The sequence below is a fragment of the Agitococcus lubricus genome (genome assembly GCF_003051055.1).
GTDB lineage: Bacteria > Pseudomonadota > Gammaproteobacteria > Pseudomonadales > Moraxellaceae > Agitococcus > Agitococcus lubricus.
This window is the reverse complement of the sequence record NZ_QAON01000004.1, coordinates 104,284-130,761: the sequence shown is the minus strand read 5'-3', so window position 1 is coordinate 130,761 and position 26,478 is coordinate 104,284. Positions and strand designations below refer to the sequence as shown.

The 26,478-nt window shown below is 43.2% G+C and carries 27 protein-coding genes and 1 tRNA gene; 21 read left to right on the top strand and 7 right to left on the bottom strand.

The window, feature by feature from the left end:
• Positions 1-55 precede the first annotated feature (55 nt).
• The 3 genes from C8N29_RS05645 (at position 56) to C8N29_RS05635 (ending at position 3,014) form a co-directional block, all read left to right on the top strand.
• On the top strand, positions 56-967 hold the full coding sequence (locus C8N29_RS05645; protein ID WP_107865072.1) for a bestrophin family protein: 912 nt from the start codon (positions 56-58) through the stop codon (positions 965-967).
• Between the two features lie 29 nt (positions 968-996).
• Positions 997-2,031: a hypothetical protein gene (locus C8N29_RS05640; protein WP_107865071.1), complete on the top strand. Its 1,035-nt coding sequence runs from the start codon at positions 997-999 to the stop codon at positions 2,029-2,031.
• Positions 2,032-2,111: 80 nt separating this feature from the next.
• Positions 2,112-3,014 carry a hypothetical protein gene (locus C8N29_RS05635; RefSeq protein ID WP_146164422.1) on the top strand — a complete coding sequence of 301 codons (903 nt, stop codon included), beginning with the start codon at positions 2,112-2,114 and terminating at the stop codon, positions 3,012-3,014.
• 40 nt (positions 3,015-3,054) lie between these two features.
• On the opposite strand, the gene C8N29_RS05630 is transcribed toward C8N29_RS05635, so the two are convergent.
• A tRNA-Leu gene (locus C8N29_RS05630) sits at positions 3,055-3,141 on the bottom strand.
• A gap of 102 nt (positions 3,142-3,243) precedes the next feature.
• Here C8N29_RS05630 and queA point away from each other — a divergent pair.
• From queA to secF, 5 genes are all read left to right on the top strand, one after another.
• Complete coding sequence (gene queA / locus C8N29_RS05625) at positions 3,244-4,275, top strand: tRNA preQ1(34) S-adenosylmethionine ribosyltransferase-isomerase QueA (RefSeq protein ID WP_107865069.1); 1,032 nt, start codon at positions 3,244-3,246, stop codon at positions 4,273-4,275.
• Positions 4,276-4,449: 174 nt separating this feature from the next.
• The gene (gene tgt / locus C8N29_RS05620; protein ID WP_107865068.1) at positions 4,450-5,562 is read left to right on the top strand and encodes a tRNA guanosine(34) transglycosylase Tgt; all 1,113 of its coding nucleotides are present in this window, start codon (positions 4,450-4,452) and stop codon (positions 5,560-5,562) included.
• Between the two features lie 12 nt (positions 5,563-5,574).
• Positions 5,575-5,937, top strand: a complete 363-nt coding sequence (gene yajC / locus C8N29_RS05615) for a preprotein translocase subunit YajC (protein ID WP_107865067.1) — start codon at positions 5,575-5,577, stop codon at positions 5,935-5,937.
• Positions 5,938-6,068: 131 nt separating this feature from the next.
• Entirely contained in the window at positions 6,069-7,937 is a 1,869-nt protein-coding gene (secD, locus tag C8N29_RS05610) for a protein translocase subunit SecD (protein WP_107865066.1), read from the top strand.
• 10 nt (positions 7,938-7,947) lie between these two features.
• Positions 7,948-8,883: a protein translocase subunit SecF gene (secF, locus tag C8N29_RS05605; RefSeq protein WP_107865065.1), complete on the top strand. Its 936-nt coding sequence runs from the start codon at positions 7,948-7,950 to the stop codon at positions 8,881-8,883.
• Positions 8,884-9,097: 214 nt separating this feature from the next.
• Here secF and C8N29_RS05600 read toward each other — a convergent pair whose 3' ends face one another.
• Positions 9,098-9,541 carry an Mpo1 family 2-hydroxy fatty acid dioxygenase gene (locus C8N29_RS05600; RefSeq protein ID WP_107865064.1) on the bottom strand — a complete coding sequence of 148 codons (444 nt, stop codon included), beginning with the start codon at positions 9,539-9,541 and terminating at the stop codon, positions 9,098-9,100.
• A gap of 91 nt (positions 9,542-9,632) precedes the next feature.
• Positions 9,633-10,565 carry a DMT family transporter gene (locus C8N29_RS05595; RefSeq protein ID WP_107865063.1) on the bottom strand — a complete coding sequence of 311 codons (933 nt, stop codon included), beginning with the start codon at positions 10,563-10,565 and terminating at the stop codon, positions 9,633-9,635.
• Positions 10,566-11,059: 494 nt separating this feature from the next.
• Between C8N29_RS05595 and C8N29_RS05590 the strand changes: the two genes are divergently transcribed.
• The 6 genes from C8N29_RS05590 (at position 11,060) to trpC (ending at position 16,853) form a co-directional block, all read left to right on the top strand.
• Positions 11,060-12,196, top strand: a complete 1,137-nt coding sequence (locus C8N29_RS05590) for a Re/Si-specific NAD(P)(+) transhydrogenase subunit alpha (protein WP_107865062.1) — start codon at positions 11,060-11,062, stop codon at positions 12,194-12,196.
• A gap of 11 nt (positions 12,197-12,207) precedes the next feature.
• Positions 12,208-12,519: a proton-translocating transhydrogenase family protein gene (locus C8N29_RS05585; protein ID WP_107865061.1), complete on the top strand. Its 312-nt coding sequence runs from the start codon at positions 12,208-12,210 to the stop codon at positions 12,517-12,519.
• Between the two features lie 12 nt (positions 12,520-12,531).
• A complete protein-coding gene (locus tag C8N29_RS05580; RefSeq protein WP_107865060.1) occupies positions 12,532-13,983 on the top strand; it encodes an NAD(P)(+) transhydrogenase (Re/Si-specific) subunit beta in 1,452 nt (483 codons plus the stop codon).
• A gap of 384 nt (positions 13,984-14,367) precedes the next feature.
• Positions 14,368-14,949 (top strand): aminodeoxychorismate/anthranilate synthase component II, encoded by a 582-nt coding sequence (locus tag C8N29_RS05575; RefSeq protein ID WP_107865059.1) that lies wholly within the window; start codon positions 14,368-14,370, stop codon positions 14,947-14,949.
• Between the two features lie 3 nt (positions 14,950-14,952).
• Positions 14,953-15,996: an anthranilate phosphoribosyltransferase gene (gene trpD / locus C8N29_RS05570; protein WP_107865058.1), complete on the top strand. Its 1,044-nt coding sequence runs from the start codon at positions 14,953-14,955 to the stop codon at positions 15,994-15,996.
• 41 nt (positions 15,997-16,037) lie between these two features.
• Entirely contained in the window at positions 16,038-16,853 is an 816-nt protein-coding gene (trpC, locus tag C8N29_RS05565) for an indole-3-glycerol phosphate synthase TrpC (protein WP_107865057.1), read from the top strand.
• Here trpC and crp read toward each other — a convergent pair.
• Positions 16,834-17,469: a cAMP-activated global transcriptional regulator CRP gene (crp, locus tag C8N29_RS05560; protein ID WP_107865056.1), complete on the bottom strand. Its 636-nt coding sequence runs from the start codon at positions 17,467-17,469 to the stop codon at positions 16,834-16,836. The genes trpC and crp overlap by 20 nt on opposite strands.
• A gap of 356 nt (positions 17,470-17,825) precedes the next feature.
• Between crp and C8N29_RS05555 the strand changes: the two genes are divergently transcribed.
• Complete coding sequence (locus C8N29_RS05555) at positions 17,826-18,245, top strand: OsmC family protein (protein WP_107865055.1); 420 nt, start codon at positions 17,826-17,828, stop codon at positions 18,243-18,245.
• Between the two features lie 56 nt (positions 18,246-18,301).
• On the opposite strand, the gene C8N29_RS05550 is transcribed toward C8N29_RS05555, so the two are convergent.
• Genes C8N29_RS05550 through C8N29_RS05540 form a run of 3 tightly spaced genes read right to left on the bottom strand, consistent with a single transcriptional unit; the run spans position 18,302 to position 19,799 of the window.
• Positions 18,302-18,781, bottom strand: a complete 480-nt coding sequence (locus C8N29_RS05550) for a DUF4442 domain-containing protein (protein WP_107865054.1) — start codon at positions 18,779-18,781, stop codon at positions 18,302-18,304.
• Positions 18,774-19,412, bottom strand: a complete 639-nt coding sequence (gene coq7 / locus C8N29_RS05545; RefSeq protein WP_107865053.1) for a 2-polyprenyl-3-methyl-6-methoxy-1,4-benzoquinone monooxygenase — start codon at positions 19,410-19,412, stop codon at positions 18,774-18,776. Before coq7 ends, C8N29_RS05550 begins: the two co-directional genes overlap by 8 nt.
• Positions 19,413-19,457: 45 nt before the next feature.
• Entirely contained in the window at positions 19,458-19,799 is a 342-nt protein-coding gene (locus C8N29_RS05540; RefSeq protein ID WP_107865052.1) for a histidine triad nucleotide-binding protein, read from the bottom strand.
• Positions 19,800-20,744: 945 nt separating this feature from the next.
• Here C8N29_RS05540 and glnA point away from each other — a divergent pair.
• The 6 genes from glnA to rfbD all read left to right on the top strand — a co-directional run bounded on the left by glnA (position 20,745) and on the right by rfbD (position 26,144).
• Complete coding sequence (gene glnA, locus C8N29_RS05535) at positions 20,745-22,154, top strand: type I glutamate--ammonia ligase (RefSeq protein WP_107865051.1); 1,410 nt, start codon at positions 20,745-20,747, stop codon at positions 22,152-22,154.
• Between the two features lie 108 nt (positions 22,155-22,262).
• Entirely contained in the window at positions 22,263-22,793 is a 531-nt protein-coding gene (locus C8N29_RS05530; protein ID WP_170106902.1) for a DUF4124 domain-containing protein, read from the top strand.
• Positions 22,794-22,809: 16 nt separating this feature from the next.
• Positions 22,810-23,877, top strand: coding sequence for a dTDP-glucose 4,6-dehydratase (rfbB, locus tag C8N29_RS05525; protein WP_107865049.1), 1,068 nt, complete (start codon positions 22,810-22,812; stop codon positions 23,875-23,877).
• A 4-nt stretch (positions 23,878-23,881) separates the two neighbouring features.
• On the top strand, positions 23,882-24,751 hold the full coding sequence (rfbA, locus tag C8N29_RS05520) for a glucose-1-phosphate thymidylyltransferase RfbA (protein ID WP_107865048.1): 870 nt from the start codon (positions 23,882-23,884) through the stop codon (positions 24,749-24,751).
• Positions 24,748-25,293 carry a dTDP-4-dehydrorhamnose 3,5-epimerase gene (gene rfbC, locus C8N29_RS05515; protein WP_107865047.1) on the top strand — a complete coding sequence of 182 codons (546 nt, stop codon included), beginning with the start codon at positions 24,748-24,750 and terminating at the stop codon, positions 25,291-25,293. The genes rfbA and rfbC overlap by 4 nt, the downstream gene beginning before the upstream one ends.
• A complete protein-coding gene (rfbD, locus tag C8N29_RS05510) occupies positions 25,290-26,144 on the top strand; it encodes a dTDP-4-dehydrorhamnose reductase (protein ID WP_107865046.1) in 855 nt (284 codons plus the stop codon). Before rfbC ends, rfbD begins: the two co-directional genes overlap by 4 nt.
• The last annotated feature ends 334 nt before the right edge of the window (positions 26,145-26,478 follow it).

Genomic DNA, 26,478 nt, shown 5'->3' with positions numbered 1-26,478 from the left:
CAAAATTGCTGGCTATAATATAAGACTTAGGCATAACACGGCTATTGGAATTATTATGATTATTCGTCCACGTCAGCATTGGTTGCGGATGTTATTTATTTGGCGTGGTTCGGTATTGCCACGGATTTTGCCCCAACTCGCTGCGGTGACAGGTTTAGCAAGCCTCATCACGATTATTCATGGTCAAGTTTTTGCCTTAAAAGTGCCTTTAACCTTTGTCCCGTTTACTTTAATTGGTGTCGCCTTAGCGGTGTTTTTGGGTTTTAGAAATAATGCCAGTTATGACCGTTATTGGGAGGGACGCAAATTATGGGGCAGTATGTTAAGTGAAAGTCGCACGTTAACGCGTCAATATCTCACTTTAGTGACGGATATTCAGCAACAACAAGGTTTTGTCTATAGTTTAGCGGCTTTGAGCCATGTCTTACGTCATCAATTACGTGGTACAGACCCAAGTCAGGATTTACAACGATTATTAAGTGTAGAGGTTTATCAAACCCTCAAAAACGCCCGATTTATTCCTAATTTATTGATTTTACACCTCGCTCAACAACTGCAAATACAACGCCAACAACAGCAACTTGAACCCATTTTAGCGGCACAAATGGAATTACCTTTAGCTAAACTCACTGAGGCGGTGAGTGGTTGTGAGCGTTTGAGTAGTACGCCTTTGCCCTATACCTATGTGGTGATTTTGCACCGTACCGCGTATTTGTACTGTTTTTTATTACCGTTTGGTTTGGTGGACGCGATTGGTTGGACAACTCCCATTATGGTGGCGTTTATTGCGTATACGTTTTTTGCTTTAGAAGCCTTAAGTGATGAGTTGGAAGAACCGTTTGGCACTAGCCCCAATGATTTAGCCTTAGAGGCGATGTGTGTGATGATTGAAACCACGCTAAAAGAAATGTTGGGCGAAAAAGACTTGCCAGAAGCGGTGAGGGCGGTGGATTTTGTACTGAGTTAGCCGATTAACTTCATTTTAAGGTATCATAGTTGCGTGGGAGTAAGAAAATAAAAATAGAACAAAAACAAAAAATACCAGAGACGAGATTTAGAATTTTTTCTTTATGGATATTAATATATTTTTTTGTTATTTCAATTCAATTAGGTATATATGATGTTGTTTTAATAATGATAAATAATCCATCAAAGATATTTTCAGGGTATATCTTATGGATTGTGTTTCTTTGGATTATTCCGCTCTATCTTTATTTTGGTATTTATCTGTCAGTTTCTCCACAAGGTATTAAAAAGGTATGTTTGGGGCTGTCCTTTTGGAATTCAAGCTATTCTTTTGATTGTTTAACTAAAGTGACTACTCAACAGAATTTTATTTATAACCCCAAAAATCATAGTCATATCGTCCTAGACTTTAATGATGGCAATCAAATAACTGTAAATCAACGAGATGCTCAAATCTTCAAAAATAATGTGATAGAGCTAAAGTATGCTAACTTTTTGCAAGTATTAAAGTACTATCAAAAACATATAATTATTGAAAAATATGAGCAATTTACTGTAGCTGAAATAATGACTAGCCGAAAAATGACAGCTTTATTTTTTATGTTTTTGGTTGTGATTATTTCAATTGGAATTAGTGTCAACAATAGACTTATACAAATATATTTTGATTGGGGTTGGAGTTATTATGCTGTTACGTCATTACTTTCTGCGCTAATTATTTATAAAAGTAAAATTATTGATGAGCGCCGACTGGATAATAGTGTGTATAGCACCATAATTGGTTTATCATTTGGATTATTATTTTGTATTCTTTTACATCTCTATGTCTTATTCACAGTACCTCCTGAAAAAACACTGTATCAAGTAGCTAAAATAGGTTCATATCATATTTCTTGGCACGATGTTGATGGTAAAGCACCTGAATTAAGTAGGGAGGGATATTATATCGCTAAGGCTGATTTCGATAAATATAAAAACAAGCAGCGAAGTGTTGATATATATTATGGTCCATTTGGTCTTGTGATGATGGACATGGAGCAATCTAAAGAGTTTGATGTGGAGTAACTATGTTATTTAGGCCATGTTATAAAAAGCAGATATTGATACTGTTGGGCTTGGTTTTTTTTCTGTCTTTTGACTATTTTATGGAGAAACAGGATGATGATTTATACTACTCTTTCCCTAATAAGTTAACTTTTTTAGTCATTCAAACCTATATTTGCTTTATATTTGTACTTTATCTTTTTTATCGATTCAAATCATTTATTAAGGTTGACGATAATATTATGATAAGTTACCCATTTTCTTGGGGTAAAGAACCCTGTTTTATAAGTAAAAAAGATGTGAAAAATATTATTTATGATGTTGAAAGTGATTTTTTCTTATTTGATATCAATGGATACTATTTAGAAATAGACTGTAAGTTATGGCGTCCTACAACCGCTAACACTAAAACCTTATCGTATGTCATGAGTAATAAGATTAAAGAGTGGGGATTAGTAGAGTCCAAGCCTGATTTTATTGATATAGAGAAATATAAGCAAAGATTTTTGTTTAATCATGTAAGTGTCATCTTTTTTATTGGTTTATCTGTCATATTACAAACTCTTAGCTTTGAATATACATCTTATATTTTTCCATCGGTTGAAATGTTAGATAAAATAGTTATAATGGTTTCTATAATCATGGCGTGTTTGACGTTGCTTTTTTATTGGTTTAGAGAAAGTGATGGTCGTATTTTTGAATCTAGTTATTTTTCTATTTTAATTTTACCTTTTATACTTTCGCTGTGTTGTGCCTATGCCATTCCTAAATATACTGTGTTTAATGGTCATGCTAAAGAGTATGTTTACATCTTGGTTAGTAGTAATGAGAGTCAACAAATATGGCAAAGTCAAGGAATGGATGATTTACAAATCAAACGTAAATATAACAATGATTATCGAGATGAAACAATCGGAGCACAACGCACTGTGCTGATTTACCAAGGATGGGGTGATATTAAAGTAATTAAAGAATCAACAGCGAATAGTTTTTTTCAGAAATAAAAAAGCCCCGACTTATTCAGTCAGGGCTTTTTTGGAATCTTGGTGCCTAGAGCCGGACTCGAACCGGCACGCCCGCAAAGGCGGTGGATTTTGAGTCCACTGCGTCTACCGATTCCGCCACCTAGGCAAGGTAGGCCTGCGATTATAGTCGTCATGAAAGTTGCGTCAAGTATTTTCATTAAAACTTGTTATAATAGATATCCTATTTGACTAATTCTTACCCAAGCTCATGCAACTGTCTGATTTTAGCTATCATTTACCCGACGAACTCATTGCCCGTTATCCCTTAGCCCAACGCTCGGCTTCCCGTTTGTTATATTTGTCACAACAGGGTGTACAACATAAACAAGTCGTTGATTTACCCAGTCTAATTAAACCTAATGACTTATTGGTCTTTAATGATACCCGCGTTTTAGCAGCGCGTTTATATGGCCAAAAAAGCTCAGGCGGCAAAGTTGAAGTGCTGATTGAACGTATCATTAACGACGATACGGCACTGGTTCATTTGCGTGCCAGCAAATCGCCCAAAGCAGGCGCGCAACTGTTGTTTGCCAATGGCCAAGTGCAAGCACAGATGCTCGACAGGGTAGAGGACTTATTTAAGTTACAATTTAGCCAGCCGATTCGCGGTGTGTTGGCGCAATACGGTGAAATGCCATTGCCTCCCTATCTCAATCGTCAAGTCGAACAAGCGGATAGCGAACGCTACCAAACCGTGTATAGCGACCCCAACAAACAAAATTCGGTGGCTGCACCTACGGCGGGTTTGCATTTTGATGAAGCCTTATTAGCCAATATCAACGCGGTAGGTGCAAATTTTGCCTATGTCACTTTGCATGTGGGCGCAGGCACATTTAGACCTGTGAAAACAGAGGATATTCGTGACCATCAAATGCACAGTGAATGGTTAAATGTACCCCAAGAAACTGTACAAGCCATTAAAGATACAAAAGCTAAAGGTGGGCGGGTGATTGCAATTGGTACAACCAGCGTGCGCGCCTTAGAAAGTGCCGCGTTGTACAATGAGGGACAATTAAAAGCGTGGTCGGGAGAGACGCAAATTTTTATTTATCCCAGTTATCAGTGGAAAGTCGTAGATGCTTTATTTACTAATTTTCATTTACCTGAATCCACCTTATTAATGTTGGTTTGCGCCTTTGCAGGGAAAGAAGCAGTAATGAATGCCTATGCGCAAGCGGTTGAGCAAAAATACCGCTTTTTTAGTTATGGCGATGCGATGTTTGTGGAAAAGTCAGGATGATAGCGACTGAACGGCGCATAGAGAGACACCAAAAATGCGCTGTTGTGCCTAAATCGACCGCGTTTTGTCATTTTTAGGAGATAAAATCTGCAAACGTCGGTCAAATTTGGCTGTCCTGAGTTATACTTGCGCCCCGATTTTTGCTCTTAAATACCTAAATTTAGGTTTGGTCTTATGCAATTTAAACTTTTAGCTACTGATGGTATTGCCCGCCGCGGCGAGCTCACCTTACAACATGGTAAGGTACAAACGCCTGCTTTTATGCCTGTGGGTACATACGGTACGGTTAAAGGCATGTTTCCTAGTGATATCGAAAATATTGGTGCAGATATTATTTTAGGCAACACCTTTCATTTGTGGTTAAGACCAACCACCGAAGTCGTCAAACAGTTTGGCGGTTTGCATAAGTTTATTAATTGGGACAAACCTATTCTTACCGATTCGGGCGGCTTTCAAGTATTTAGCTTGGGCGCATTGCGTAAAATCAGTGAAGAAGGCGTTAAGTTCCAGTCTCCGATTGATGGTGCAAAAGTTTTTTTAACGCCAGAAGTGTCGATGCAAATTCAGCGTGAATTAAATTCTGACATCGTGATGATTTTTGATGAATGCACACCGTATCCTGCCACCGAAAAAGAAGCGCGTGACTCGATGGAGTTAAGTTTGCGTTGGGCAGCACGTTGTAAAACCGCTCACGAAGGCAACCCAAACGCCTTATTTGGTATTGTGCAAGGCGGCATGTATGAGCATTTGCGTGATGTCTCTTTAGCTGGATTATTAGATATTGGTTTTGATGGTTATGCGATTGGCGGTTTGTCGGTGGGCGAACCCAAAGATGACATGTTGAAAATCTTAAATCACGTCCCCACTAAACTACCCGACGATAAACCGCGCTATTTGATGGGCGTGGGCAAGCCCGAAGATATTGTTGAAGCGGTCAGACGCGGCGTGGATATGTTTGATTGTGTCATGCCCACTCGTAATGCGCGTAATGGGCATTATTTTGTCACCGATGGTGTGGTCAGAATTCGCAATAGTCAGTACAAAACTGACCAATCCCCGATTGATGAACACTGTGATTGTTATGCTTGCAAGAACTTTTCACGCGCCTATTTACATCATTTAGACAAATGTGGCGAGATGTTGGGTGCAATGTTAGGCACACTACACAACCTGCGTTATTACCAACGGCTAATGGCTGGTTTGCGTACTGCTATTGAAAACGGTACATTGTCGGCCTTTGTGGCAGATTTCTATGCCCGCCGTGGTTTGCCTGTTCCTGTGTTATAGAGAGTTTTTATCATGAGTTTTTTTATTGCCGACGCCTATGCAAATGCCGCCCCTGCTGCACAAGAGCCATCTGCTTTTGCCAATATTGCTATGTTGGTAGTGTTTATGCTGGTGTTTTATTTCTTGTTATGGCGGCCACAAGCCAAACGCCAAAAAGAACATCAAAGTTTAATGGCGGGCTTGCAAAAAGGTGATGAAATTGTCTTTGCTGGTGGCTTATTGGGTAAAGTAAAGGCAGTGGATGAGGATTATGCAGTCGTTGAAATTAACGATAATTTAACCGTCAAAATTCAAAAAGCCTCTGTATTAGCAACACTTCCCGAAGGCACTTTGAAGAGTGTAGGTACGGGCGCGAATGTGAATTTGACCAAATAAGTCATTTAACTTGCTATGGCGGCTCAGCCATATCGCCGTTGTGCTGCCGTTACACAACGGCGTTAACAATAACCAGATAGAGTTAATCACGGAGCAAGGCTGGTCTAACTCTCGATAATGAAAGAACCGTTATGCGTTATCCTGCTTGGAAGTATATTTTAATTGTGCTGGTGCTGATTGTTAGCACCGTTTATTCCTTACCTAATTTATATCCTGATGAACCAGCCATTCAGATTTCTGGTGCAAATGCAGGGATTAAAGCCGACCAAGCAGTGTTAAGCCAAGCCGAAACCGCGCTGAAACAAGCAGGCTTAGCCTATCACGGCGGTGAAATTCAAGAGAAAGGCGTATTAGTGCGCGTCAAGACCAACGACGAGCAGCTAAAGGCACAAGAAATTGTGAAACGTGCCTTAGGCGATGCCTATGTGGTGGCCTTAAATTTAGCACCAACAACCCCTGAGTGGCTGTTGAATCTAGGTGCGCGGCCAATGAAATTAGGTTTGGACTTGCGCGGTGGCGTACACTTCTTATTAGAAGTGGATATGTCAAAAATTTTAGAGCAACGCCAAGAAACCTATACCGCCGAAATTAAAAGCAAGTTACGTGATAGCAAAATTGCATATCGGTCGGTCAGTGATATTAGTAACGGTCTAACGGTCAAGTTTGAAACAGACAGCGAACGCGAAAAAGCTAAAGAAGTCTTAGCGGCGGAATACCGTGAGTTTGTTTATGTGCCCAGTGAAAAAGAAGGCGCTTTTTTCTTAGATTTAGGTTTTTCTCCAGCCAAATTAAAAGAATTTTCCGATTATGCCATTGAGCAAAACTTAACCACTTTACGCAATCGGGTGAATGAATTAGGGGTTGCCGAGTCGGTTGTGCAACGTCAAGGGGCTAGCCGTATTGTGGTTCAGTTACCGGGTGTACAAGATACCGCCGAAGCAAAACGTGTCTTGGGGCGTACAGCGACCTTAGAGTTTCGTTTTGTGGATTGGGAAAATAAAGATGCGCCCTTAGATGGCATTGCGCCAGCAGGTACGGAAATTTTACCCTTCCAAGAGGTAGGTGGCCAACCTGTCTTATTACAAAAGAAAAAAATTGTCACGGGCGACCGTGTTGTCAATGCGCAATCAGGATTTGATGAGTATTCAAACCCACAAGTCAATATTAGTTTAGATAGCCGTGGCGGCAAAATGATGGCAGATGCCACGCGTGATAATGTCGGTAAGTTAATGGCGGTGGTGTTTGTTGAACATAAACAGCGCAGTCGCTTTATCACTGATGCAAATGGCCAAACCATTGAGCAACGCGAACCCTATATTGAAAAGACGGTTATTAACCGCGCAACCATTCAATCCATGTTAGGGTCGAGTTTCCGTATTACAGGTTTAGACTCACCCGCAGAAGCCAAGGAATTAGCCTTATTATTGCGTGCAGGTGCATTAGCAGCCCCCATGTATTTTGTGGAAGAACGCACCATTGGCCCGAGCTTAGGTCAAGATAATATCGACAAAGGCTTATTATCCACACAAGTCGGCTTTGCCGCAGTGGCTTTGTTTATGTTGGCGTTTTATCGTTTATTTGGTTTGATTGCCAATATCGCCTTGTTTATGAATGTCGCGATGATGATAGCAGTCATGTCTGCGATTGGGGCTGCACTCAGTTTGCCTGGTATCGCAGGGATTGTATTAACGGTCGGTATGGCTGTTGATGCTAACGTCTTGATTTTTGAGCGTATTCGTGAGGAACTACGCGCAGGACAGTCTTCCCACAGTGCCATTATTGCAGGCTATGACCGAGCCTATACCACCATTTTGGATGCCAACTTAACCACCTTAATTGTGGCGTTTATCTTATTTGCAGTGGGTACAGGCCCTGTTAAAGGGTTTGCGGTCACACTCTCTATCGGCATTATTTGTTCGATGTTTACGGCAATTACTGTGACCCGTGCGGTTGTCCAACTGATGTATGGTCAACGTCGCGGCGCGAAGTTAAGTATTTAAGGGGCGCATCATGGTTGAAGAAAAAATTATTCGCTTTATGCGTTTTCGCAAACCCATGGCGATTTTCTCCTTATTGGTTGTTTTAATTGGTTTGGCTTCTATCTTAACCAAAGGCCTAAACTTAGGTTTAGATTTTACGGGCGGAACGTCGGTTGAATTGGCCTATGCCAAACCTGTAGAACAAGTTGCTGTACAAGAAGCCCTAGAAAAAGCAGGTATTAAAGACACCGTGGTTCAGCATTTAGGGACAGCAACCCACGTTTTGATTCGTATGCCGCCACAAGAAAAGGCAGGCACAGACATTGGCCAGCAAGTCTTAACCGCAGCCCAATTTGATGTACAAAACCCTGCCACTTTACGCCAAGTGGATTCGGTAGGCTCGCAAGTGGGTTCTGAGCTATACACCCAGTCTTTGTTAGCCGTAGGTTTGTCGTTATTTTTGATGATGGTCTATGTGGCCGTCCGTTTCCGTTTTAAGTTTGCGGTGGGGGCAGTTATTTCTCTATTGCACGATACCTTATTTACCGTCGGTATTTTTTCGATTATGGGCTGGCCATTTGACTTAACGGTACTAGCAGCAGTATTAGCCTTAATTGGTTACTCGCTTAACGATACCATTGTGGTCTTTGACCGTGTACGTGAAAATTTTAGATTATTACGTCGTACCGATTCGGTAGAAATTATTGATATTTCGCTGACGCAAACCTTGCGTCGTACCATTATGACGGTAGCTACGGTGGTCATCGTGGTGATTGCGCTCTTGTTCTTAGGCGGTATTGCGCTGAAGTGGTTCTCGGTTGCCTTGTTGGTAGGTTTATTTGCAGGCACCTATTCTTCTATTTATATCGCTACCAGTTATGCACTGGCGATGGGTTTAAGCAAAGAAGATTTTATGGTTGTGTCTAAGTCTGAGTTTGTGGAAGAGGGTGAAGAAATCAAACCCTAAGTGAGCTATGATGGCCACATAAAAAAAACTCTAAGTGTTAATTCCAGTCAGTTAAGCCATCGTTGCTGATTTGGTTTCGACTCCGCTCAACCACCTCGATTCCGCTCGGTCAACGCAAAAATGTGCCCTGAGCGGAGTCGAAGGGCTGTTTTTAAGTGCCCAGTTTTCTTAACTAACCAGCATTACTCTACGTATGGCTTAGAGGGATTTTTTATCAGTGTTCTAAGGGGATATTTGCACTTTCTAAGCCTAACTTAGCGTACAACGCATCTAAGCACCATGCAGGACCAATCAATAAAAACTGTAAGTCCTTAAAAAAAGAAGGTTTTTTGCCTTCGATATAGTGACCTACAAATTGACCAATCCACGCTACAACAAATAAGCCAATCGCCCACCACAATAAATTGGGCAATATACTCGCAATCGCCATCATCAAAGCCAACATGACAAACATACCAATAGCAATGGCCATCGACAGTTGTGCATAAAACCATAAAGCTGCCAGAGAGGCCGCCAAGGCGACGCCCCAATGTAAACTGTAAGCGAGGGCTAATACGGTAAAACTAATCACAGGCACACATAGCCAATGAATTTTTTTGTTGATAGGGTTGCGGTGACTGTCGTTATATTCGGCAAACCATTGTTGTAATGTTCTCATTGTCGAGGCTCTTTATATCTGTAGGAGTGAGGGCTATTGTTGAGTATAGAAGACATTTTAGTCCTGACACTGTCTAGCACACGACAATTCTCTATTTTCTTTCATGACGTGAAGACGGGTAAGAAATAAAACCCACGCCCACTAAAATACAGAGTGCACCTAGCCATTGTTGTTGCGTTAAAAATTCGTTTAACAGCCAAGCGCCTAGCGCTAAGGTAATCACAGGGCTAATCGCACTGACTAAGGCTGATTGAGGTGCGCCAATCCGACGAATACCTTGTGTTAGTAGCGTGGCAGGTAAAAATGTGCAGAAGAAACCTAAAATAGCGCATAATACCCACACTTCTGTTGCTAAAGTGCGTAGTTCGGATAAAGAATGCGTCAATAAAAATTGAATAAAGCAACACAAGGATGCGACACTTAAGGCCAGTGCAGTAAAACGGGCAGCACCAAAACGTGGAATGAGTTGTGCGCTGGCAATTAAATAACCTGCATAAGCCAAAGCCCCTAAAAAGACTAGACTACTACCCAAAACAATATTTTTTTGCGGTTCATGGTGATAGCCTGTAAACACCAATAACATGCCGCCATAACTTAACACAATCGCCCACCAAGTCCGTTGGCTAATGGCGGTTTTGAAGAAAATCGCCGATAAAAATACAGTTAGCGTTGGATACATAAATAAAATCAGGCGTTCAAGGCTGGCACTGATGTATTCCATGCCCCAAAAGTCAAAAATACTCGCACCATAATAACCAAATACCCCTGCGGCGATTAAAGCAGCATAATCAGCAGAAGAGGGTTTTTGACTGGGTTCTTCGCTCCACCATAGCATCGCAATAAAAAAGGGAAGGGCAAAGGCCATACGCAAGGTTAAGACTACGACCGAGTCAACAGCGTATTGGTAGGCTAGTTTGACAAAAACGGATTTTGCAGAGAAGAGCGTGGCTGATATTAAGACAAATAGCACACCCCATAGTTGGGCAGACGAGTGACTGTGTGCAGGCACAGAAAATTTAGACATAAAGACATCGCATGGACGGTGGAGACATGATGAATTCAGGGATATCAACGCGTCCTGCGTCAAAAAGCAATAGCACCTAAGGCGCGGCACTATAGTGCAATTTAGAGGAAAAACCTATCCTTTTATGGTGACTCTATTGGATTGAGGTCAATGAAAAAATTGTCAAAAAATGTCAGTTGGGCTGCTTTTGTTGTGAAATGACGACATTTTTGGGCGTCAATGGCATAAAAAATTAGAAAATGTTGGTATTCACGCTAAAAATATCGTTCAAGGTAGAGTACAATCCCCCGCCTTTTGGTTTTTTTAAGTACCATTTCCCCATTATTGGGTATCGGACTTAGCCTTGGAGGCTAGTTGGCCACAAGCCAAGTGACTTATTTGCTCACCGCTTATTGGTTTACACACTGCACTACCCGTGCTGTGTTGTCGGCAAAAGTGCAATGCCTAAGTCTAGACTAGCCAATCGTTGTAAAAGCTCATGCTGAGGGTTGACCATGCAAATCGGAATTCCAGCGGAAATCATCGCTGGCGAAACACGCGTTGCAGCCACACCAGACACCGTTAAAAAATTGATTACGGCTGGCCATAAAGTGGTAGTGCAAGCGGGTGCTGGTGTAAATGCCAGTGTACCAGATGCCAGTTACAGTGCAGTTGGTGCATCTATTGTGGATGCAACAGCGGCGTACGCCAGTGACATCATTCTTAAAGTACAAGCACCAACCGCAGAAGAAATTGCGTTGATTAAGGACGGGGCAACGGTTATTGCCATGTTCGACCCCTATCGTAATGCAAACTTAGCTGCATTTGCTGCCAAAAATTTGCAGTGTTTTGCCTTAGAATTGTTACCACGCACCTTGTCGCGTGCGCAAAATATGGACGTTTTATCCTCCCAATCTAACTTGGCAGGTTATAAAGCGGTCATTATGGCAGCCGACGAATATCAACGTCCGTTCCCGATGTTTATGACCTCTGCGGGTACAGTCAAACCTGCCCGTGTCGTGATTATGGGGGTGGGTGTTGCGGGCTTACAAGCCATTGCAACCGCCAAACGTTTAGGGGCAGTGGTAGAAGCCACAGACTTACGCCCAACCGCTAAAGACCAAGTCGAGTCTTTAGGGGGCAAATGGCTTGATGTGCCCATGTCTGATGAAGAGAAAGAAAACGCTAAAAAAGCCGCTGCCAGTGGTTATGCGTGGATGCCCGGCCCACAATATATTGCTGACCAAGCCGTGATTGTTGACAAAGCCGTGTCTCAAGCCGATATCGTGATTACGACTGCTTTAATTCCAGGTCGTAATGCACCACGCTTAATTAAAGCCGAAACTGTTGCCAAAATGAAAGCGGGTTCTGTGATTTTGGATATGGCGGTTGAAACAGGCGGTAACGTTGAAGGGTCTGTAGTGAATGAAATTGTGACTACGGCCAACGGCGTAAAAATTATTGGTACACCCAATATTCCTGCGCAACTCGCCGCACAATCCTCGGCGTTATATGCCAACAACGTCTATAACTTCCTCGTGACCATACTCAATAAAGAAGGTCAAATGGTCGTTAACCTCGAAGACGAAATCCAAAAGGCTTTGCTGATTACTCAAGCAGGCCAACAGCTTTTTCCACCTAAGCGCGCCTAAGGAGAGCTGACATGGTCGAAACGATTACCATTTTTGTTCTAGCGATTTTTGTTGGTTATTACGTCGTTTGGGGGGTAACACCCGCCTTACATACGCCCTTGATGGCCGTTACTAACGCACTGTCCAGTATCATTATTGTCGGTGCCATGATTCAAACCGTAGGTTTACCCGCCATCGGGATGGAAGGCAGTGTGACATTCCAAACTATTAATATTATTAGTATTTTGGGAGCCATCGCAGTCTTTTTAGCAAGCATTAACATCTTTGGCGGCTTTGCGGTCACCGAGCGTATGCTTGAAATGTTTAAACCAAAAAAGAAGTAAGGGGCGCAATCAATGGAAGTTATTCGTGAATTGGCCAATTGGTTTTATTTGGTTGGCGCAATCTTATTTATTTTAACCTTACGTGGTTTGTCAGGGCCAAAAACAGCGATTATGGGTAATCGTTATGGCATGATTGCGATGGTCATCGCCGTATTGACCACCTTTTTTGTTGCCCAAAACCCTGTGGTTTGGATGATTGTCGTGGCAATGGCCGCAGGTGCTGTGGTGGGTATTAGCCGTGCGCGTGCCGTTCCGATGACGCAAATGCCCGAAACTGTTGCGTTAATGCACTCCTTAGTCGGTTTGGCAGCCGTATTGATTGCGGTAGCTGCGGTACTACATAACAATCATTTAGTCGCTTTAACCTTACAAAATGCGACAGCCTTACAACAGGCGGGTGTCGAATTTCACCCCATGACCAAAGTTCATCAGTTTGAATTGTTTGTCGGTTGTTTTGTGGGTGCGATTACCTTTACCGCTTCGGTGTTTGCTTACGGCAAATTAGCTGCTAAAAAATGGGCGAAAACACTGAAAGGTGGCTGGGTAAAACCTGTACAAGCGACGTTATTTGCTGCAATGTTGGTGTGTGGGGGTATCTATTTCACCTCTGGCAATATGACCATGTTCTGGGCAATGACAGGTTTAGCCTTAGCCTTTGGTTGGATGTGGATTGCGCCTGTCGGTGGCGGTGATATGCCAGTGGTGGTGTCCTTATTAAACTCATTCTCGGGTTGGGCAGCCGCAGGTATCGGTTTTACCTTAGAAAACAATATGTTAATCGTTGCTGGTTCTTTGGTTGGCTCATCGGGTGCTATTTTGTCTTATATTATGTGTAAGGCAATGAATCGTTCCATCATCAATGTATTGTTTGGTGGTATTGCAACGGCAGACAGTGGTAGTGCCGCAGAAGGCGAGAGTAAGCCTAAAAATTATCGCTCTGGTTCACCAGATGATGCAGGCTTCTTAATGTCTAATGCGAGCAGCGTTATCATTGTGCCTGGTTATGGTATGGCTCAAGGTCGCGCCCAAAATGCGGTCAAAGAGTTATACAACACACTCAAGGCAGAAGGCGTAAATATTCGCTTTGCGATTCACCCTGTCGCAGGTCGTATGCCAGGTCATATGAACGTCTTATTGGCCGAAGCTGATGTGCCTTATGAAGACATTCTAGAAATGGACGAAATCAATTCCGATTTTGCAGGTACAGATGTCGTGTTAATCATTGGCGCTAACGACGTGGTCAACCCCGCAGCTAAAGATGACAAGAGTTCGCCTATTTATGGTATGCCGATTTTGGAAGCCTATAAAGCACAAACGGTCATGGTGATTAAGCGCTCTATGTCTGCAGGTTATGCAGGCTTAGATAACGATTTGTTCTATATGGACAAAACCATGATGGTATTTGGTGATGCCAAAAAAGTGGTTGAAGACATGACCAAAGCCATCAACGGCACAGGTCACTAAGCATTCCTTTATCTTCCCTCTCTTTGGGAGAGGGTGAGATGAAAGGCAAAACCCCGACGTGTTCGGGGTTTTTTTATTGCGAAAAAGCACAACCGTCTACACAAAATTTACGTTACAATTATTGCCCTGCAATTTAGCGTATAGCTGCGCATAATGCTGTTGATAATATTGGCAAAACATCATCAACGTCATGCACAAGACTGATTGATTGCACTCAAGCCCGCGCATGTGGTGAACCTAGGGTTAACGCTCACCAATGAGTCAATCAGCGATAAGCACTTCAGTCCTAAGCGTCATGGTACTCTGGGTTGTCAGTATCTAAATCTTTAGTTCTCAGGTCTTCAGACAAACGAACTCACAATTTTTGCGCAAACAGGCACTATTATGCTGTTAATGATTGATAATTATGATTCTTTTACCTATAACATCGTTCAATACTTCGGCGAACTTGGCCAAGATGTGCGTGTTTATCGTAATGATGAAATCAGTATTGCACAGATTGAAGACCTCAATCCGCAGCACATTGTCATTTCGCCAGGCCCGTGTTCGCCCAACGAAGCGGGTGTGTCGATGGCGGTCATTGAGTATTTTGCAGGCAAAATTCCGATTTTGGGGGTGTGTTTAGGGCATCAAAGTATTGGCCAAGTGTTTGGCGGTGACGTGATTCGTGCCCGTCAAGTGATGCATGGTAAAACCTCGCCGATTTATCATCATCATCAAGGGGTTTTCAAAGACCTCAATAATCCACTCACTGCTACCCGTTATCATTCGTTAATTATTGATAAAAATACCTTGCCCGATTGTCTAGAAGTGACCGCGTGGACACAGTTAGACGATGGTTCGGTTGATGAAATTATGGGTGTACGTCATAAAACGCTTGCCGTTGAAGGGGTGCAATTTCACCCAGAGTCTATTTTGACCGAACAAGGCCATCGTTTGTTAAATAATTTTTTAGTGGCACATTAAGTCATGGATATCAAGCAAGCCTTAGCGCAGTTAATAAATCGCCAGCATTTATCGACAGAGTCTATGCAAACGGTCATGCGTGCAATCATGACAGGCGAATGTACCACCGCGCAAATCGCAGGGTTTATGGTGGCCTTACGTATGAAGGGCGAAACCTTAGACGAAATTGAAGGCGCAGTCAGGGTAATGCGCGAGTTATGTACGCCTGTGCAGTTAGCCTCTTTGCAATATACGGTGGATATTGTGGGGACAGGTGGTGATGGTGCGAACTTATTTAATGTCTCTACGGCCTCCTCCTTTGTTGTGGCTGCATCTGGCGCTAAAGTGGCTAAACACGGTAATCGTGCGGTGTCTTCTAAGAGTGGTAGTGCCGATGTCTTAGAGGCGGCAGGTATTAATTTACAATTAAGTGCCGAACAGACCGCCCGTTGTATAGACAGTATTGGCGTGGGCTTTATGTTTGCTGTCAATCATCATGCGGCTATGCGCCATGCAGTTGCACCGCGTCGCGAGTTAGGTATCAGAACGCTGTTTAATGTACTCGGCCCGTTAACCAACCCTGCGGGCGTCAAGCGTCAAGTTTTAGGTGTATATGACCGTGCATGGTGTCGACCGCTGGCCGAGGTCTTGGGGCGTTTGGGCAGTGAGCAGGTGTTAGTCGTACACGCGGACGATGGTTTGGATGAGTTTAGTTTGGCGACCCCCACTTATGTGGCAGAGCTAAAAGATGGCCAAGTCCACGAGTATCGCATTTGCCCAGAAGATGTTGGCTTAAAAACGCAATCATTAGATGGCTTAATTGTTGATAATGTACAAGAGTCTCTCGCCTTATTAGAAAATGCTTTAGCCAAACGTTCCACACCAGCGGCAGTGAAAGCGGCCGACATGATTGCACTCAATGCAGGTGCAGCGTTGTATGTGGCGGGTACAGCACGCTCCATTAAACAGGGTGTGGCAATGGCCGAAGATGCGATTCACAGCGGGTTGGCCTCAGAAAAGCTGGCTGCATTACGAGATTTCAGTCGCGCCTTAGCGATTAATGTTTAGTTGTGATGAAACAACTAAACCTTTGTTTTAAGTGATTTATTATGAGTTCACATATTTTAGGTACGATTCTTCAACGAAAAGCCGAAGAAGTCGATAGCCGTCAACGGCAAGTGTCTTTAGCCACCTTAGAAAGCCGTGCTGCACAAGCATCGCCTGTTCGTGGTTTTTATCAAGCCTTAAAACGTCGCCATGACAAAAAACAACCTGCAATTATTGCCGAAATCAAAAAGGCTTCGCCATCTAAAGGTGTGATTCGTGAAGATTTTGTGCCAGCTCAGATTGCCCGTAGTTATGAACAAGCAGGCGCAGCTTGTTTATCGGTGTTGACCGATGTGGATTTTTTTCAAGGTGCAGATAGCTATTTACAAGAAGCCCGTTTTGTTTGTAATTTGCCTGTGTTGCGCAAAGACTTTGTTATCGACCCGTATCAAATTGTAGAAGCGCGTGCCATTGGTGCGGACGCTATTTTGTTGATTGTCAGTGCTTTATCAGACAGTCAAATGGCCGACTTATACGCCACAGCACAAGCATTTGGTTTAGATGTGCTAGTAGAGGTGCATAGTCAAGCAGAGCTTGAACGTGCCTTAAAGTTACCTGTTCCTATGATTGGTATTAACAACCGTAATTTGAAGACTTTCCAAGTCAGCTTAAATACCACTTTAGCTTTGATGCGTTCTGTACCCAAAGACCGCATGATAGTCACCGAAAGTGGTATTTTGCATCCAACCGATGTGACGCTGATGCAAGCCAATGGTATTAATGCCTTTTTGGTAGGGGAGGCCTTTATGCGCGCTCCCGAACCAGGCGAAGCCTTGTCGGCCTTGTTTTTTCCTAAGACTAGCGCGTCCCGAAAATAACCATCGTTTTGCCTTTGACGCTAATCAGTCCCTGATCTTCAAGGGACTTGAGAACGCGGCCAACCATTTCACGCGAGCAACCCACAATACGGCCAATTTCTTGACGCGTCACCCGAATTTGCATGCCGTCAGGGTGGGTCATGGCATCGGGTTGTTTGGATAAGTCCAATAAACAACGCGCCACGCGGCCTGTCACATCTAAGAATGCTAAGTCACTGACTTTGCGAGTCGTTGCCCGTAAACGACCTGCTAATTGTGCGGACAAAGCAAACATCAAGCCTGCATCTTGGCGCGCAATTTCCTTAAATTTACGGTAGCTAATTTCTGCAATTTCGCAGGCGGTTTTGGCACGAATCCATGCCGAACGAATGGGTTTTTCTTCAAATAAGCCCATTTCACCAAAAAAATCACCTGCATTTAAATAGGCAACGACCATCTCGCGGCCTTCGCTATCTTCAATCACCACAGAGACAGACCCTTTGACAATAAAAAATAGCGAATCAGAGGCATCACCCGCATGGACAATCGCTGCCCGACTCGGATATTGCCGAATATGGCATTGCTCTAAAAAGGTTTGTAGGTGAGGAATACGATCAAGAGCTGGAATAATGGCCATAGATAGTGTCCTAAAGTTAGATTTATTATTACGCTATTAGTTGATGATTAACGTCGGCAAAGGATTATTAAATACCTGTGAGTTAATATCATACATAGACAAAATAATGGCGTGTCTCATTCGTCCGTTTACCGATTGGCGTTACAAATTCCCTCTTTGTGAACGCGAGTTCGCCATATAATAAGTCCTATATATAGCAAATGTTGGGTAGTTTGTAGCAGAATTGCGAACTAATTGCCAAATAATGTCATAGTAAAGTACAGACTATTGTCAAAAAGCAAATAAATCTTTATTTGCGTGTGATAAATAGGGTCTGTTGACGGTTAAGATTGTCTATTTAATGTGAGTGAAAATCAATGAAAGCGGCAGTGCAGTGGGTAAAAGATGTGTCTTTTGTAGCAGAGTCGGGCAGTGGTCATGCCGTTGTCTTAGACGGTGCACCAGAATACGGTGGTCGTAACATTGGCGCACGTCCTATGGAATTAATCTTAATGGGGTTGGGGGGGTGCGCGTCGTTTGATGTCGTGACTATTTTGAAAAAAGCACGTCAACAGGTCACCGATGTGCGTGCCGAGTTAAGTGCTGAGCGTGCCGATGCAGTACCTGCCGTCTTTACCAAAATTCATCTGCATTTTGTAGTGACAGGTAAAGACTTAAAAGAGGTTCAGGTAAAAAAAGCGGTCGAGTTATCTGCCGAAAAATACTGTTCTGCTTCGGCGATGTTGAGTGCAGGTGGCGTGGAAATCACCCATGACTACGAGATTGTGCCGGCTTAGTCTTCAAGTCATTTAGCCCTCTGCTCGTAGGAGAGGGCTAAAAAAGCGACTCATCGTTAACTAGCATGTGATTGCCGTGACTTTTTCTTGACATATAAGGTTTTAATCACTTTAGCAACCACCTTACCGTCTTCACCCAAGACCTCTACGGTATATTCGGGACAAATGGATTTTCCGCTTTCGGCAGCGAGTTTGACTTGGCCAATTTGTTTACTGGTGAGTCTAAATTGCGCATAAACAGTGCCGCGGCCAGGACTGATAAAGTCAATATGTGCAGCTTTATCCCAAATAATATAGTCTTTACCTAAGTTTTCCATCAACATCAGCATTAAAAACGGGTCGGTCATGGCATATAAACTGCCACCAAAATGCGTACCGACATAATTTTTATTGCCCTTATGTAAGGGCATTTTGACATCAATTTCTAAAAAATCATCACTCACCCGCGTAATTTGAATGCCTGCGCCTAAAAAAGGTAAGTACGCATTTAATAGGAGTTTTAGCTTGAGAGCTTTGGGTACAAGTTGCTTAAACATAATAACTGGTCTTGGTCATCACTTTAGACATAGCCTGCATCATTTGTTGTACAGGTGGTGGTAGGGTAACACCACCTGCGGCAAGGGCTTGTTGACGATGATGGTCTTCATCGCTATGCATTTGTTGTAAAATGGCGTGGGTTTTATGGTCTTCGCTAGGCAATTGTTGCATGTGCGCGGTTAAATGCGCACACACTTGTTTTTCGGTTTCGGCGACAAAGCCCAAGCTCCATTTGTCGCCTGCAATCCCTGCTAATGCGCCAATGCCAAACGATAAACCATACCATAACGGATTGAGGAGACTGGGCTGACTGTTCAGTTCACGGAGTCGGTCTTCGCACCATGCCAGATGGTCTTGTTCTTCAAGCGCGGCTTGTTCCATGTCTTGGCGTACAGTGGCTAATTTAGCGGTTAGGGCTTGACCATGATATAACGCCTGTGCACACACTTCCCCCGTATGATTTACACGCATTAAGCCTGCGACAACGCTTTGCTGTTGTGTGTTTAAGGCGGGATTCTCTATGCGCTGTGCAGGGTTGGCGCGTAACGCAGGCTGAGTTTGTGGTGTTAAAGTGCGCACAACTTGGTCAACGTGGCCAATCAAACGGTCGGCTAAACTATAACGTCTCATCATCGTACCTATATAAAGCAGAAAAACGAAATCATGGCGTGACAATTAGCCTGGTGGCCAAGTTAAACGGCGACCTGCTAATAAATGTAAATGAATGTGGTAAACACTTTGCCCCCCATCGGCATTACAGTTCATAACGACGCGATAACCAGATTCGGCCAGTCCTAACTCTGTGGCTAATTGTGCGGCGGTTGTCATCAACTCGCCAAGCACCGCACCTTCTGTTGCGGGCACATCATTGAGCGTACTGTAATGTTGTTTAGGAATCAGCAAAATATGGGTGGGTGCTTGCGGAAAAAGGTCATTAAAAGCAAGCACACGCTCATTTTCAAAGACAATATTAGCCTTTATTTGTTTTTGGGCAATTTTACAAAAGATACAATCCATGATGTTGTCCTAGCAGGTTATTTATCTTGGGCTAGATTACCGTAAGTTTTTCATAAAAGCATAGGGTCTGTTGACATTTTGCGTGTGAGCCGCGTTGCTGATAAAAATGGACTCAGGTAAGGCACAAAACGCAGCGAATAGTGATTCTATTGGCCAGTTTTGTCACGTAGCATGAGCCAGTTTTTAACGGAACCCACAGGGAAAGAGCTATTTTTTGAGGCTACGTTGTTGTTCATCGCTGATTTGGAATAACCAAACTACGCGCTTCACCCCTTGTATCTTCTAAAAAATAGCCTCTTTCGCAACCACAATCAAAACGTCAACAGCCCCTAAGCACAGGCAGTTTTTTACATCAGTCCCTTATGACCATCATTCTGTGTAGGGTAAATCGATAATTGATGTTGTTTTTTGGTGCGAAATTAGTTTATTTGCTATTTTTTGGTGCGTTATTGCATGTAAATTCTGCCTTTAGTGCAATAAAAAATGCATAAATGCGCTATTTTGAGACGTGGCATATAATTTGCTTTTGGAAGGCTTGCGTTAAAATTAAAGCAATGATTTCTGCGTGTAATCGGAAAATAGAGCGAAAACAGTCATACATTGCGTGATAAATGTTGTCGCTCTGCAAGTTCTGTACGTTGTTGCTTGAGTAGCACGATTATTCTGCTAAACTGCCGATGCTTTTAGTAGTGCCTTAAATGATGTCGTCATTCAGGCTGAAATTGAGTAGCGACAATCCCTAAACAACGAGATGCAAAATACGGAAACCCCAAATTTTGTATTAGGGACTGTTGAACGGTTAGCGACAACGAAACGTTGTTTATATTGTCTGTGTGTCTCACAAGCTATTGATAGTCTGTGGTACTGAGCAAGGTGGATGATATTAACCGCAACAGAATCTACGTTAGGATCAATTAGTACTGGTATTTTTTGGAGCAGCTGTAAATGGCCAATAAAGCCCTTGACCTTATTAAACAAAATGAAGCTAAGTGGGTTGACTTACGCTTTACCGATATTCGTGGTAAAGAGCAACACGTTTCTTTCCCAGCTTACACCGTTGACGAAGAAACTTTTGAAAAAGGAAAAATGTTTGACGGTTCTTCGATTGCGGGTTGGAAAGGTATCGAAGCCTCTGACATGATTTTGATGCCAGATGCAGAAACCGCATTCATGGACCCATTCTTTGATGAGCCAACGGTTGTTATCTCGTGTGACATCATCGAGCCAAGCACTATGCAAGGTTATGAGCGTGACCCACGTTCTATCGCTCGCCGCGCTGAAGCCTACTTAAAAGCAACGGGCATTGCCGACACAGCTTATTTTGGTCCAGAGCCAGAATTCTTTGTCTTTGACGAAGTAAAATGGGACATCGACATGAGCGGTGCTCGTCATACCATTTATGCCGAAGAAGCAGCTTGGTCTACTAACAAAGACTACGAAGGTGGTAACACAGGTCACCGTCCACGTGTAAAAGGCGGTTACTTCCCAGTTCCTCCAATTGACTCTGCTCAAGATTTACGTGTTGCTATGTGTAACGCGATTGAGTCCATGTTAGGCGAAGGCAAAATCGAAGTACAACACCACGAAGTGGCTTCTTGCCAAAGCGAAATCGGTGTTGCATTTAATACCTTAGTACGTAAAGCTGACGAAGTACAAGTATTAAAATATGCTGTACACAACGTTGCTCACGCTTTCGGCAAAACAGCAACCTTTATGCCAAAGCCATTAGTGGGTGACAACGGTTCTGGTATGCACGTACACCAATCGTTAAGCAAAGATGGTAAAAACTTATTCTCTGGCGACCAATACGGTGGCTTGTCTGAATTAGCTTTATATTACATCGGTGGTATCATCAAACACGCTCGTGCGTTGAATGCGATTACTAACCCATTAACTAACTCCTACAAGCGTTTGGTTCCTCACTACGAAGCACCCATCAAGTTAGCTTACTCTGCACGTAACCGCTCTGCTTCTATCCGTATTCCCTACGTAAGCAGTCCAAAAGCTGTTCGTATCGAAACTCGCTTCCCAGATCCAGGTGCAAACCCCTACTTATGTTTTGCTGCCTTGATGATGGCGGGTTTAGATGGTATTCAAAACAAAATCCATCCTGGTGATGCAGCAGACAAAAACTTGTATGACTTACCACCAGAAGAAGATGCATTAATCCCAACAGTAGCCGAAAGTTTAGAACAAGCTTTAGACTGCTTGAAAGCTGACCATGAGTTCTTATTAAAAGGTGGCGTGTTCACTAAAGAGTTCCTTGATGCTTTCATTGAGTTGAAAACTGAAGAAGTTCGTCGCTTGAACACAACAGTTCATCCTATTGAGTTCGATATGTACTACAGCGTGTAATACACTGTTTTATATAAAGCGTCACGCTTTGACAAAAAGGCTCATGAAAATGAGCCTTTTTTGTTTTTATAATCCGCTTCAAATATGTCAACTAGATTGGAGCTAAAAATGTACAGCTTAATGATAGGTCTCATCACGGTGCTACTAGCGACAACGACACAGGCGGGGATTTATAAAAGTTACGATAAAAATGGGAATGTGATTTATTCGGATACAGGCAGTACAAATGCTGTAGAGGTAGAAGAAAAACCTGTAGCCACCATGCCAGCATTGCCGCGCTCAGTCATTGAAAAAAAGATGAAAAAGCCTGAAACCACCAATGTCGTTGGCGCGCCAACAAGTTATCAAATTAGCATCGACAAATTAAAGTCGGGTGATACTATCCAACACGGAGATGAGCCTTTTAGCCCCATGATTAGCTTAGACCCATCATTGTGGCGCGAGCATCATCTCAAAGTATCCTTAGATGGACAATTTTACAATCAAGACACCTTTGCCCCCAATATTGACCCTTCCAAGCTAGAACGTGGTCAGCATCGTTTAGATATTAAGGCTGTGGATAAAGACGGCAATGTATTGGGCTCAACGACAGTGGATTTTTTTGTACAACAACAAAGCGCCTTGAAGAAGAAAAAATAGTCTACAGATTGTAATTATGAAAACCATATTAGTGACGGGTGGGGCAGGATTTATTGGCTCAAACTTTATTTTGGACTGGTATCAAGCAGAACCAAACAGCCAAGTCGTGAATCTTGACAAATTAAACTATGCTGCGAATTTAGCGAATTTAGCCACCGTTGCGCAGCAGTCAAATTATCATTTTGTTCATGCCGATATTGGTGACAGTGCACGTTTACAGTATGTGTTATCTCATTATCAGCCTGATTGTATTGTGAATTTCGCTGCCGAAAGTCATGTTGACAGGTCTATTAATAAACCAGCCGCATTCATAGAGACCAATGTCACAGGCACATTTGTGCTCTTAGAGGCCGTACGTCAGTATTGGCAAAGTTTAGGGGCGGATAAAAAAGAACACTTCCGTTTTTTGCATGTGTCTACTGATGAAGTCTATGGTTCGTTGACAAGCACAGAGCCTGCATTTAGTGAAACCACCGCTTATGCGCCCAATAGTCCTTATTCTGCAAGTAAAGCCGCCTCTGACCATTTAGTGCGCGCATGGCATCACACCTATGGTTTACCTGTTATCACGACTAACTGCTCAAATAATTATGGCGCGTTTCAGTTTCCCGAAAAACTTATTCCACTGATGATTGTACAGGCACTCGCTGACAAACCGTTACCTGTGTATGGTAATGGCTTAAATGTGCGTGATTGGTTGTATGTCAGCGACCATTGTGCTGCTATTCGTTTGGTGTTGGCGAAGGGAAAAGTGGGACACAGCTATAATATTGGTGGCCGAAATGAACAAAAAAATATCGATGTAGTGACACAAATTTGTGAGTTATTAGATGAACTACATCCTAGAGTGGATGGTGTGTCATATAAAAAACAAATGACCTTTGTCTCAGACCGTTTAGGCCATGATTGGCGTTATGCGATTGATGCCAGCAAATTGGAAACCGAGTTGGGGTGGCGTGCACAAGAAACGTTTGCCACAGGTTTACGAAAAACAGTCATTTGGTATTTGCATAATCAGGCATGGTTAAAACAAATACAAACGGGTGAGTATCAGTCTTATTTGTCACAACACAAGGGAAATTAAAAACATGAAGGGGATTATTTTGGCAGGTGGGTCAGGAACACGTTTATATCCCTTGACCCTCTCTATTTCTAAACAGTTATTACCCATTTATGATAAGCCGATGATTTATTACCCGTTATCGGTACTCATGTTAGCGGGTATTCGCGAGATTCTCATTATTTCGACCCCGCGCGATTTACCGTCCTATCAGCAGTTATTAGGCGATGGCAGTGCCTTTGGTATTCAACTGAGTTATGCCATGCAAGCCTCGCCAGATGGTTTAGCACAAGCCTTTATGATTGGCGAAACGTTTGTCGGTACTGACAATGTGTGTCTGATTTTGGGCGATAATATTTTTCATGGTCAGCATTTTAGTGACAAATTAAAACGTGCTGCTAGCCAAGCGACGGGTGCAACCATTTTTGGTTATTGGGTCAAAGACCCTGAGCGTTTTGGTGTGATTGAGTTTGATGCACAAGATAACGCAATATCAATTGAAGAAAAACCACAACATCCTAAATCAAGTTATGCCGTGACGGGACTCTATTTCTACGATAACACGGTCATTGAAATAGCGAAACAAATTACCCCTTCCGCGCGCGGAGAATTAGAGATTACCGATGTCAATAATGCGTATTTACGTCGTGGCGACTTGCGTGTGGAGCGTTTTGGTCGGGGTTTTGCGTGGTTAGATACAGGAACACACGATAGTTTGTTGGATGCCTCGCAATATGTGAAAACTATTGAGGAACGTCAAGGCTTAAAAGTGGCTTGTTTAGAGGAAATTGCCTATAGCCAAGGCTGGATTAGCCATACCCAATTACTCCAGCAAGCGCAGGTTTTTGCGAAAACAGGGTATGGTCAATATTTGTTGAAGTTGGCAGGTGAGAGATGAAGGTTTTATCCACCGCTATTCCTGACGTATTAATCATCGAGCCGACCGTGTATGGTGATGAGCGTGGTTTTTTTTATGAAAGTTTTAATCAACAACATTTTCAGGCCGTAACAGGTTTAACGGCCAATTTTGTGCAAGATAATCATTCCCGTTCTCAGCAGCATGTATTACGAGGTTTGCATTATCAAATTCAGCAAGCCCAAGCAAAATTAGTGCGTGTCGTGGTGGGTGAGGTCTATGATGTTGCGGTCGATTTACGCCAGCAATCCCCAACGTTTGGTCAGTGGGTGGGTGTGCATTTATCGGCAGCTAACAAACGCCAGCTCTGGATTCCAGAAGGCTTTGCACATGGCTTTTTGGTACTGTCGGCAGAAGCCGAATTTTTATATAAAACCAGCGATTATTACGCGCCACAACACGAACGCTGTCTGCGATGGGATGACCCTCAACTCAATATAGATTGGCCACTTACACAGCCGCCTATTTTATCGTCTAAAGACCAAGCAGGGTGTTTGTTAGTCAATGCTGAGACGTTTGTATGACCATTTTATTATTAGGGCAACAAGGTCAAGTGGGTTGGGAGCTTAAACGCAGTCTGCTGACGCAGGCGCAAACCGTCTACGGTGTTGACCGTCGTCAGGTCGATTTAAGTGATATGGATGCGGTTCTACGGTTACTAAGAACACTAAAACCCACACACATCATCAATGCGGCTGCTTATACGGCAGTTGACTTAGCCGAAACTGAATCAGAGATGGCATACCGTATCAACGCGACACTGCCACAGTTGTTAGCAGAAGAAGCAAAAACACTGGGCGCGAGTTTAATCCATTATTCGACGGACTACGTGTTTGATGGTAGCAAGAAAACAGCATATATCGAGACAGATAGTCCTAATCCCTTAAATGTCTATGGCCAAACTAAATTAGCGGGTGAACAAGCCATTCAAGCCGTGGCTACACGCTATCTTATTTTGCGGACGAGCTGGGTATATGGTGAACGTGGCAAAAACTTTTTTTTAACCATGCAACGTTTATTACAAGAAAAGCCACAACTTCGTGTAGTCGCAGACCAAGTGGGTGCGCCCACGTGGTCACGTTTAATTGCGCAAATCACCGCACATATCATGACGCAATCCACCAAGACATGGCAGCATAATGGTATTTATCATCTCACGTCGACAGGTGATTGCTCGTGGTATGAGTTTGCCCAAGCCATTGCCGATAAGTTGGGTTACACGACACCCATTATCCCAATTAGTACCGATGAGTATCCGACGCCCGCGCAACGTCCGCGTAACTCTTGCTTGGCAACTACGAAGTTGCAACAAGATTTTGTCCTACATATCCCGCATTGGCGTTGGGTATGGGATGAGTTGGTATCTGGTGCTTGATGTTTCAACTAACGGTTCTCCGTGTGTTTTTAAGACAAAAATAGGGCTGATGCCATTGACACCTCTGAGGCTCTGTCTAAGTCTTGTGTGCAATTGGCTAAATCCTGTTATTAGGTTTTGAGCAGGTCTGGCAATTCTGCTATTATCGCGCGCCTAGACCACAATGGCAGATGAGCGTACCCACAAAACATATCGCATGAAAGCGTCTATGATGCTGGCTGTGTTGTGTTGTCATGTGATGCCCTTAGGCAAATGGTGGTCTAGTCTGTTGAGCTGTTTCACGGATTGATATATGCATGTATTAGGCAGCATGAACGACAGCGCTATGCAAGAT

Bases quoted from the DNA above. Each gene is read 5' to 3' on its own strand.
- C8N29_RS05645 (WP_107865072.1), top strand. From the start codon at position 56: ATGATTATTCGTCCACGTCAGCATTGGTTGCGGATGTTATTTATTTGG.
- C8N29_RS05635 (WP_146164422.1), top strand. From the start codon at position 2,112: ATGGAGAAACAGGATGATGATTTATACTACTCTTTCCCTAATAAGTTA.
- queA (WP_107865069.1), top strand. From the start codon at position 3,244: ATGCAACTGTCTGATTTTAGCTATCATTTACCCGACGAACTCATTGCC.
- tgt (WP_107865068.1), top strand. From the start codon at position 4,450: ATGCAATTTAAACTTTTAGCTACTGATGGTATTGCCCGCCGCGGCGAG.
- yajC (WP_107865067.1), top strand. From the start codon at position 5,575: ATGAGTTTTTTTATTGCCGACGCCTATGCAAATGCCGCCCCTGCTGCA.
- secD (WP_107865066.1), top strand. From the start codon at position 6,069: ATGCGTTATCCTGCTTGGAAGTATATTTTAATTGTGCTGGTGCTGATT.
- secF (WP_107865065.1), top strand. From the start codon at position 7,948: ATGGTTGAAGAAAAAATTATTCGCTTTATGCGTTTTCGCAAACCCATG.
- C8N29_RS05600 (WP_107865064.1), bottom strand. From the start codon at position 9,541: ATGAGAACATTACAACAATGGTTTGCCGAATATAACGACAGTCACCGC.
- C8N29_RS05595 (WP_107865063.1), bottom strand. From the start codon at position 10,565: ATGTCTAAATTTTCTGTGCCTGCACACAGTCACTCGTCTGCCCAACTA.
- C8N29_RS05590 (WP_107865062.1), top strand. From the start codon at position 11,060: ATGCAAATCGGAATTCCAGCGGAAATCATCGCTGGCGAAACACGCGTT.
- C8N29_RS05585 (WP_107865061.1), top strand. From the start codon at position 12,208: ATGGTCGAAACGATTACCATTTTTGTTCTAGCGATTTTTGTTGGTTAT.
- C8N29_RS05580 (WP_107865060.1), top strand. From the start codon at position 12,532: ATGGAAGTTATTCGTGAATTGGCCAATTGGTTTTATTTGGTTGGCGCA.
- C8N29_RS05575 (WP_107865059.1), top strand. From the start codon at position 14,368: ATGCTGTTAATGATTGATAATTATGATTCTTTTACCTATAACATCGTT.
- trpD (WP_107865058.1), top strand. From the start codon at position 14,953: ATGGATATCAAGCAAGCCTTAGCGCAGTTAATAAATCGCCAGCATTTA.
- trpC (WP_107865057.1), top strand. From the start codon at position 16,038: ATGAGTTCACATATTTTAGGTACGATTCTTCAACGAAAAGCCGAAGAA.
- crp (WP_107865056.1), bottom strand. From the start codon at position 17,469: ATGGCCATTATTCCAGCTCTTGATCGTATTCCTCACCTACAAACCTTT.
- C8N29_RS05555 (WP_107865055.1), top strand. From the start codon at position 17,826: ATGAAAGCGGCAGTGCAGTGGGTAAAAGATGTGTCTTTTGTAGCAGAG.
- C8N29_RS05550 (WP_107865054.1), bottom strand. From the start codon at position 18,781: ATGTTTAAGCAACTTGTACCCAAAGCTCTCAAGCTAAAACTCCTATTA.
- coq7 (WP_107865053.1), bottom strand. From the start codon at position 19,412: ATGAGACGTTATAGTTTAGCCGACCGTTTGATTGGCCACGTTGACCAA.
- C8N29_RS05540 (WP_107865052.1), bottom strand. From the start codon at position 19,799: ATGGATTGTATCTTTTGTAAAATTGCCCAAAAACAAATAAAGGCTAAT.
- glnA (WP_107865051.1), top strand. From the start codon at position 20,745: ATGGCCAATAAAGCCCTTGACCTTATTAAACAAAATGAAGCTAAGTGG.
- C8N29_RS05530 (WP_170106902.1), top strand. From the start codon at position 22,263: ATGTACAGCTTAATGATAGGTCTCATCACGGTGCTACTAGCGACAACG.
- rfbB (WP_107865049.1), top strand. From the start codon at position 22,810: ATGAAAACCATATTAGTGACGGGTGGGGCAGGATTTATTGGCTCAAAC.
- rfbA (WP_107865048.1), top strand. From the start codon at position 23,882: ATGAAGGGGATTATTTTGGCAGGTGGGTCAGGAACACGTTTATATCCC.
- rfbC (WP_107865047.1), top strand. From the start codon at position 24,748: ATGAAGGTTTTATCCACCGCTATTCCTGACGTATTAATCATCGAGCCG.
- rfbD (WP_107865046.1), top strand. From the start codon at position 25,290: ATGACCATTTTATTATTAGGGCAACAAGGTCAAGTGGGTTGGGAGCTT.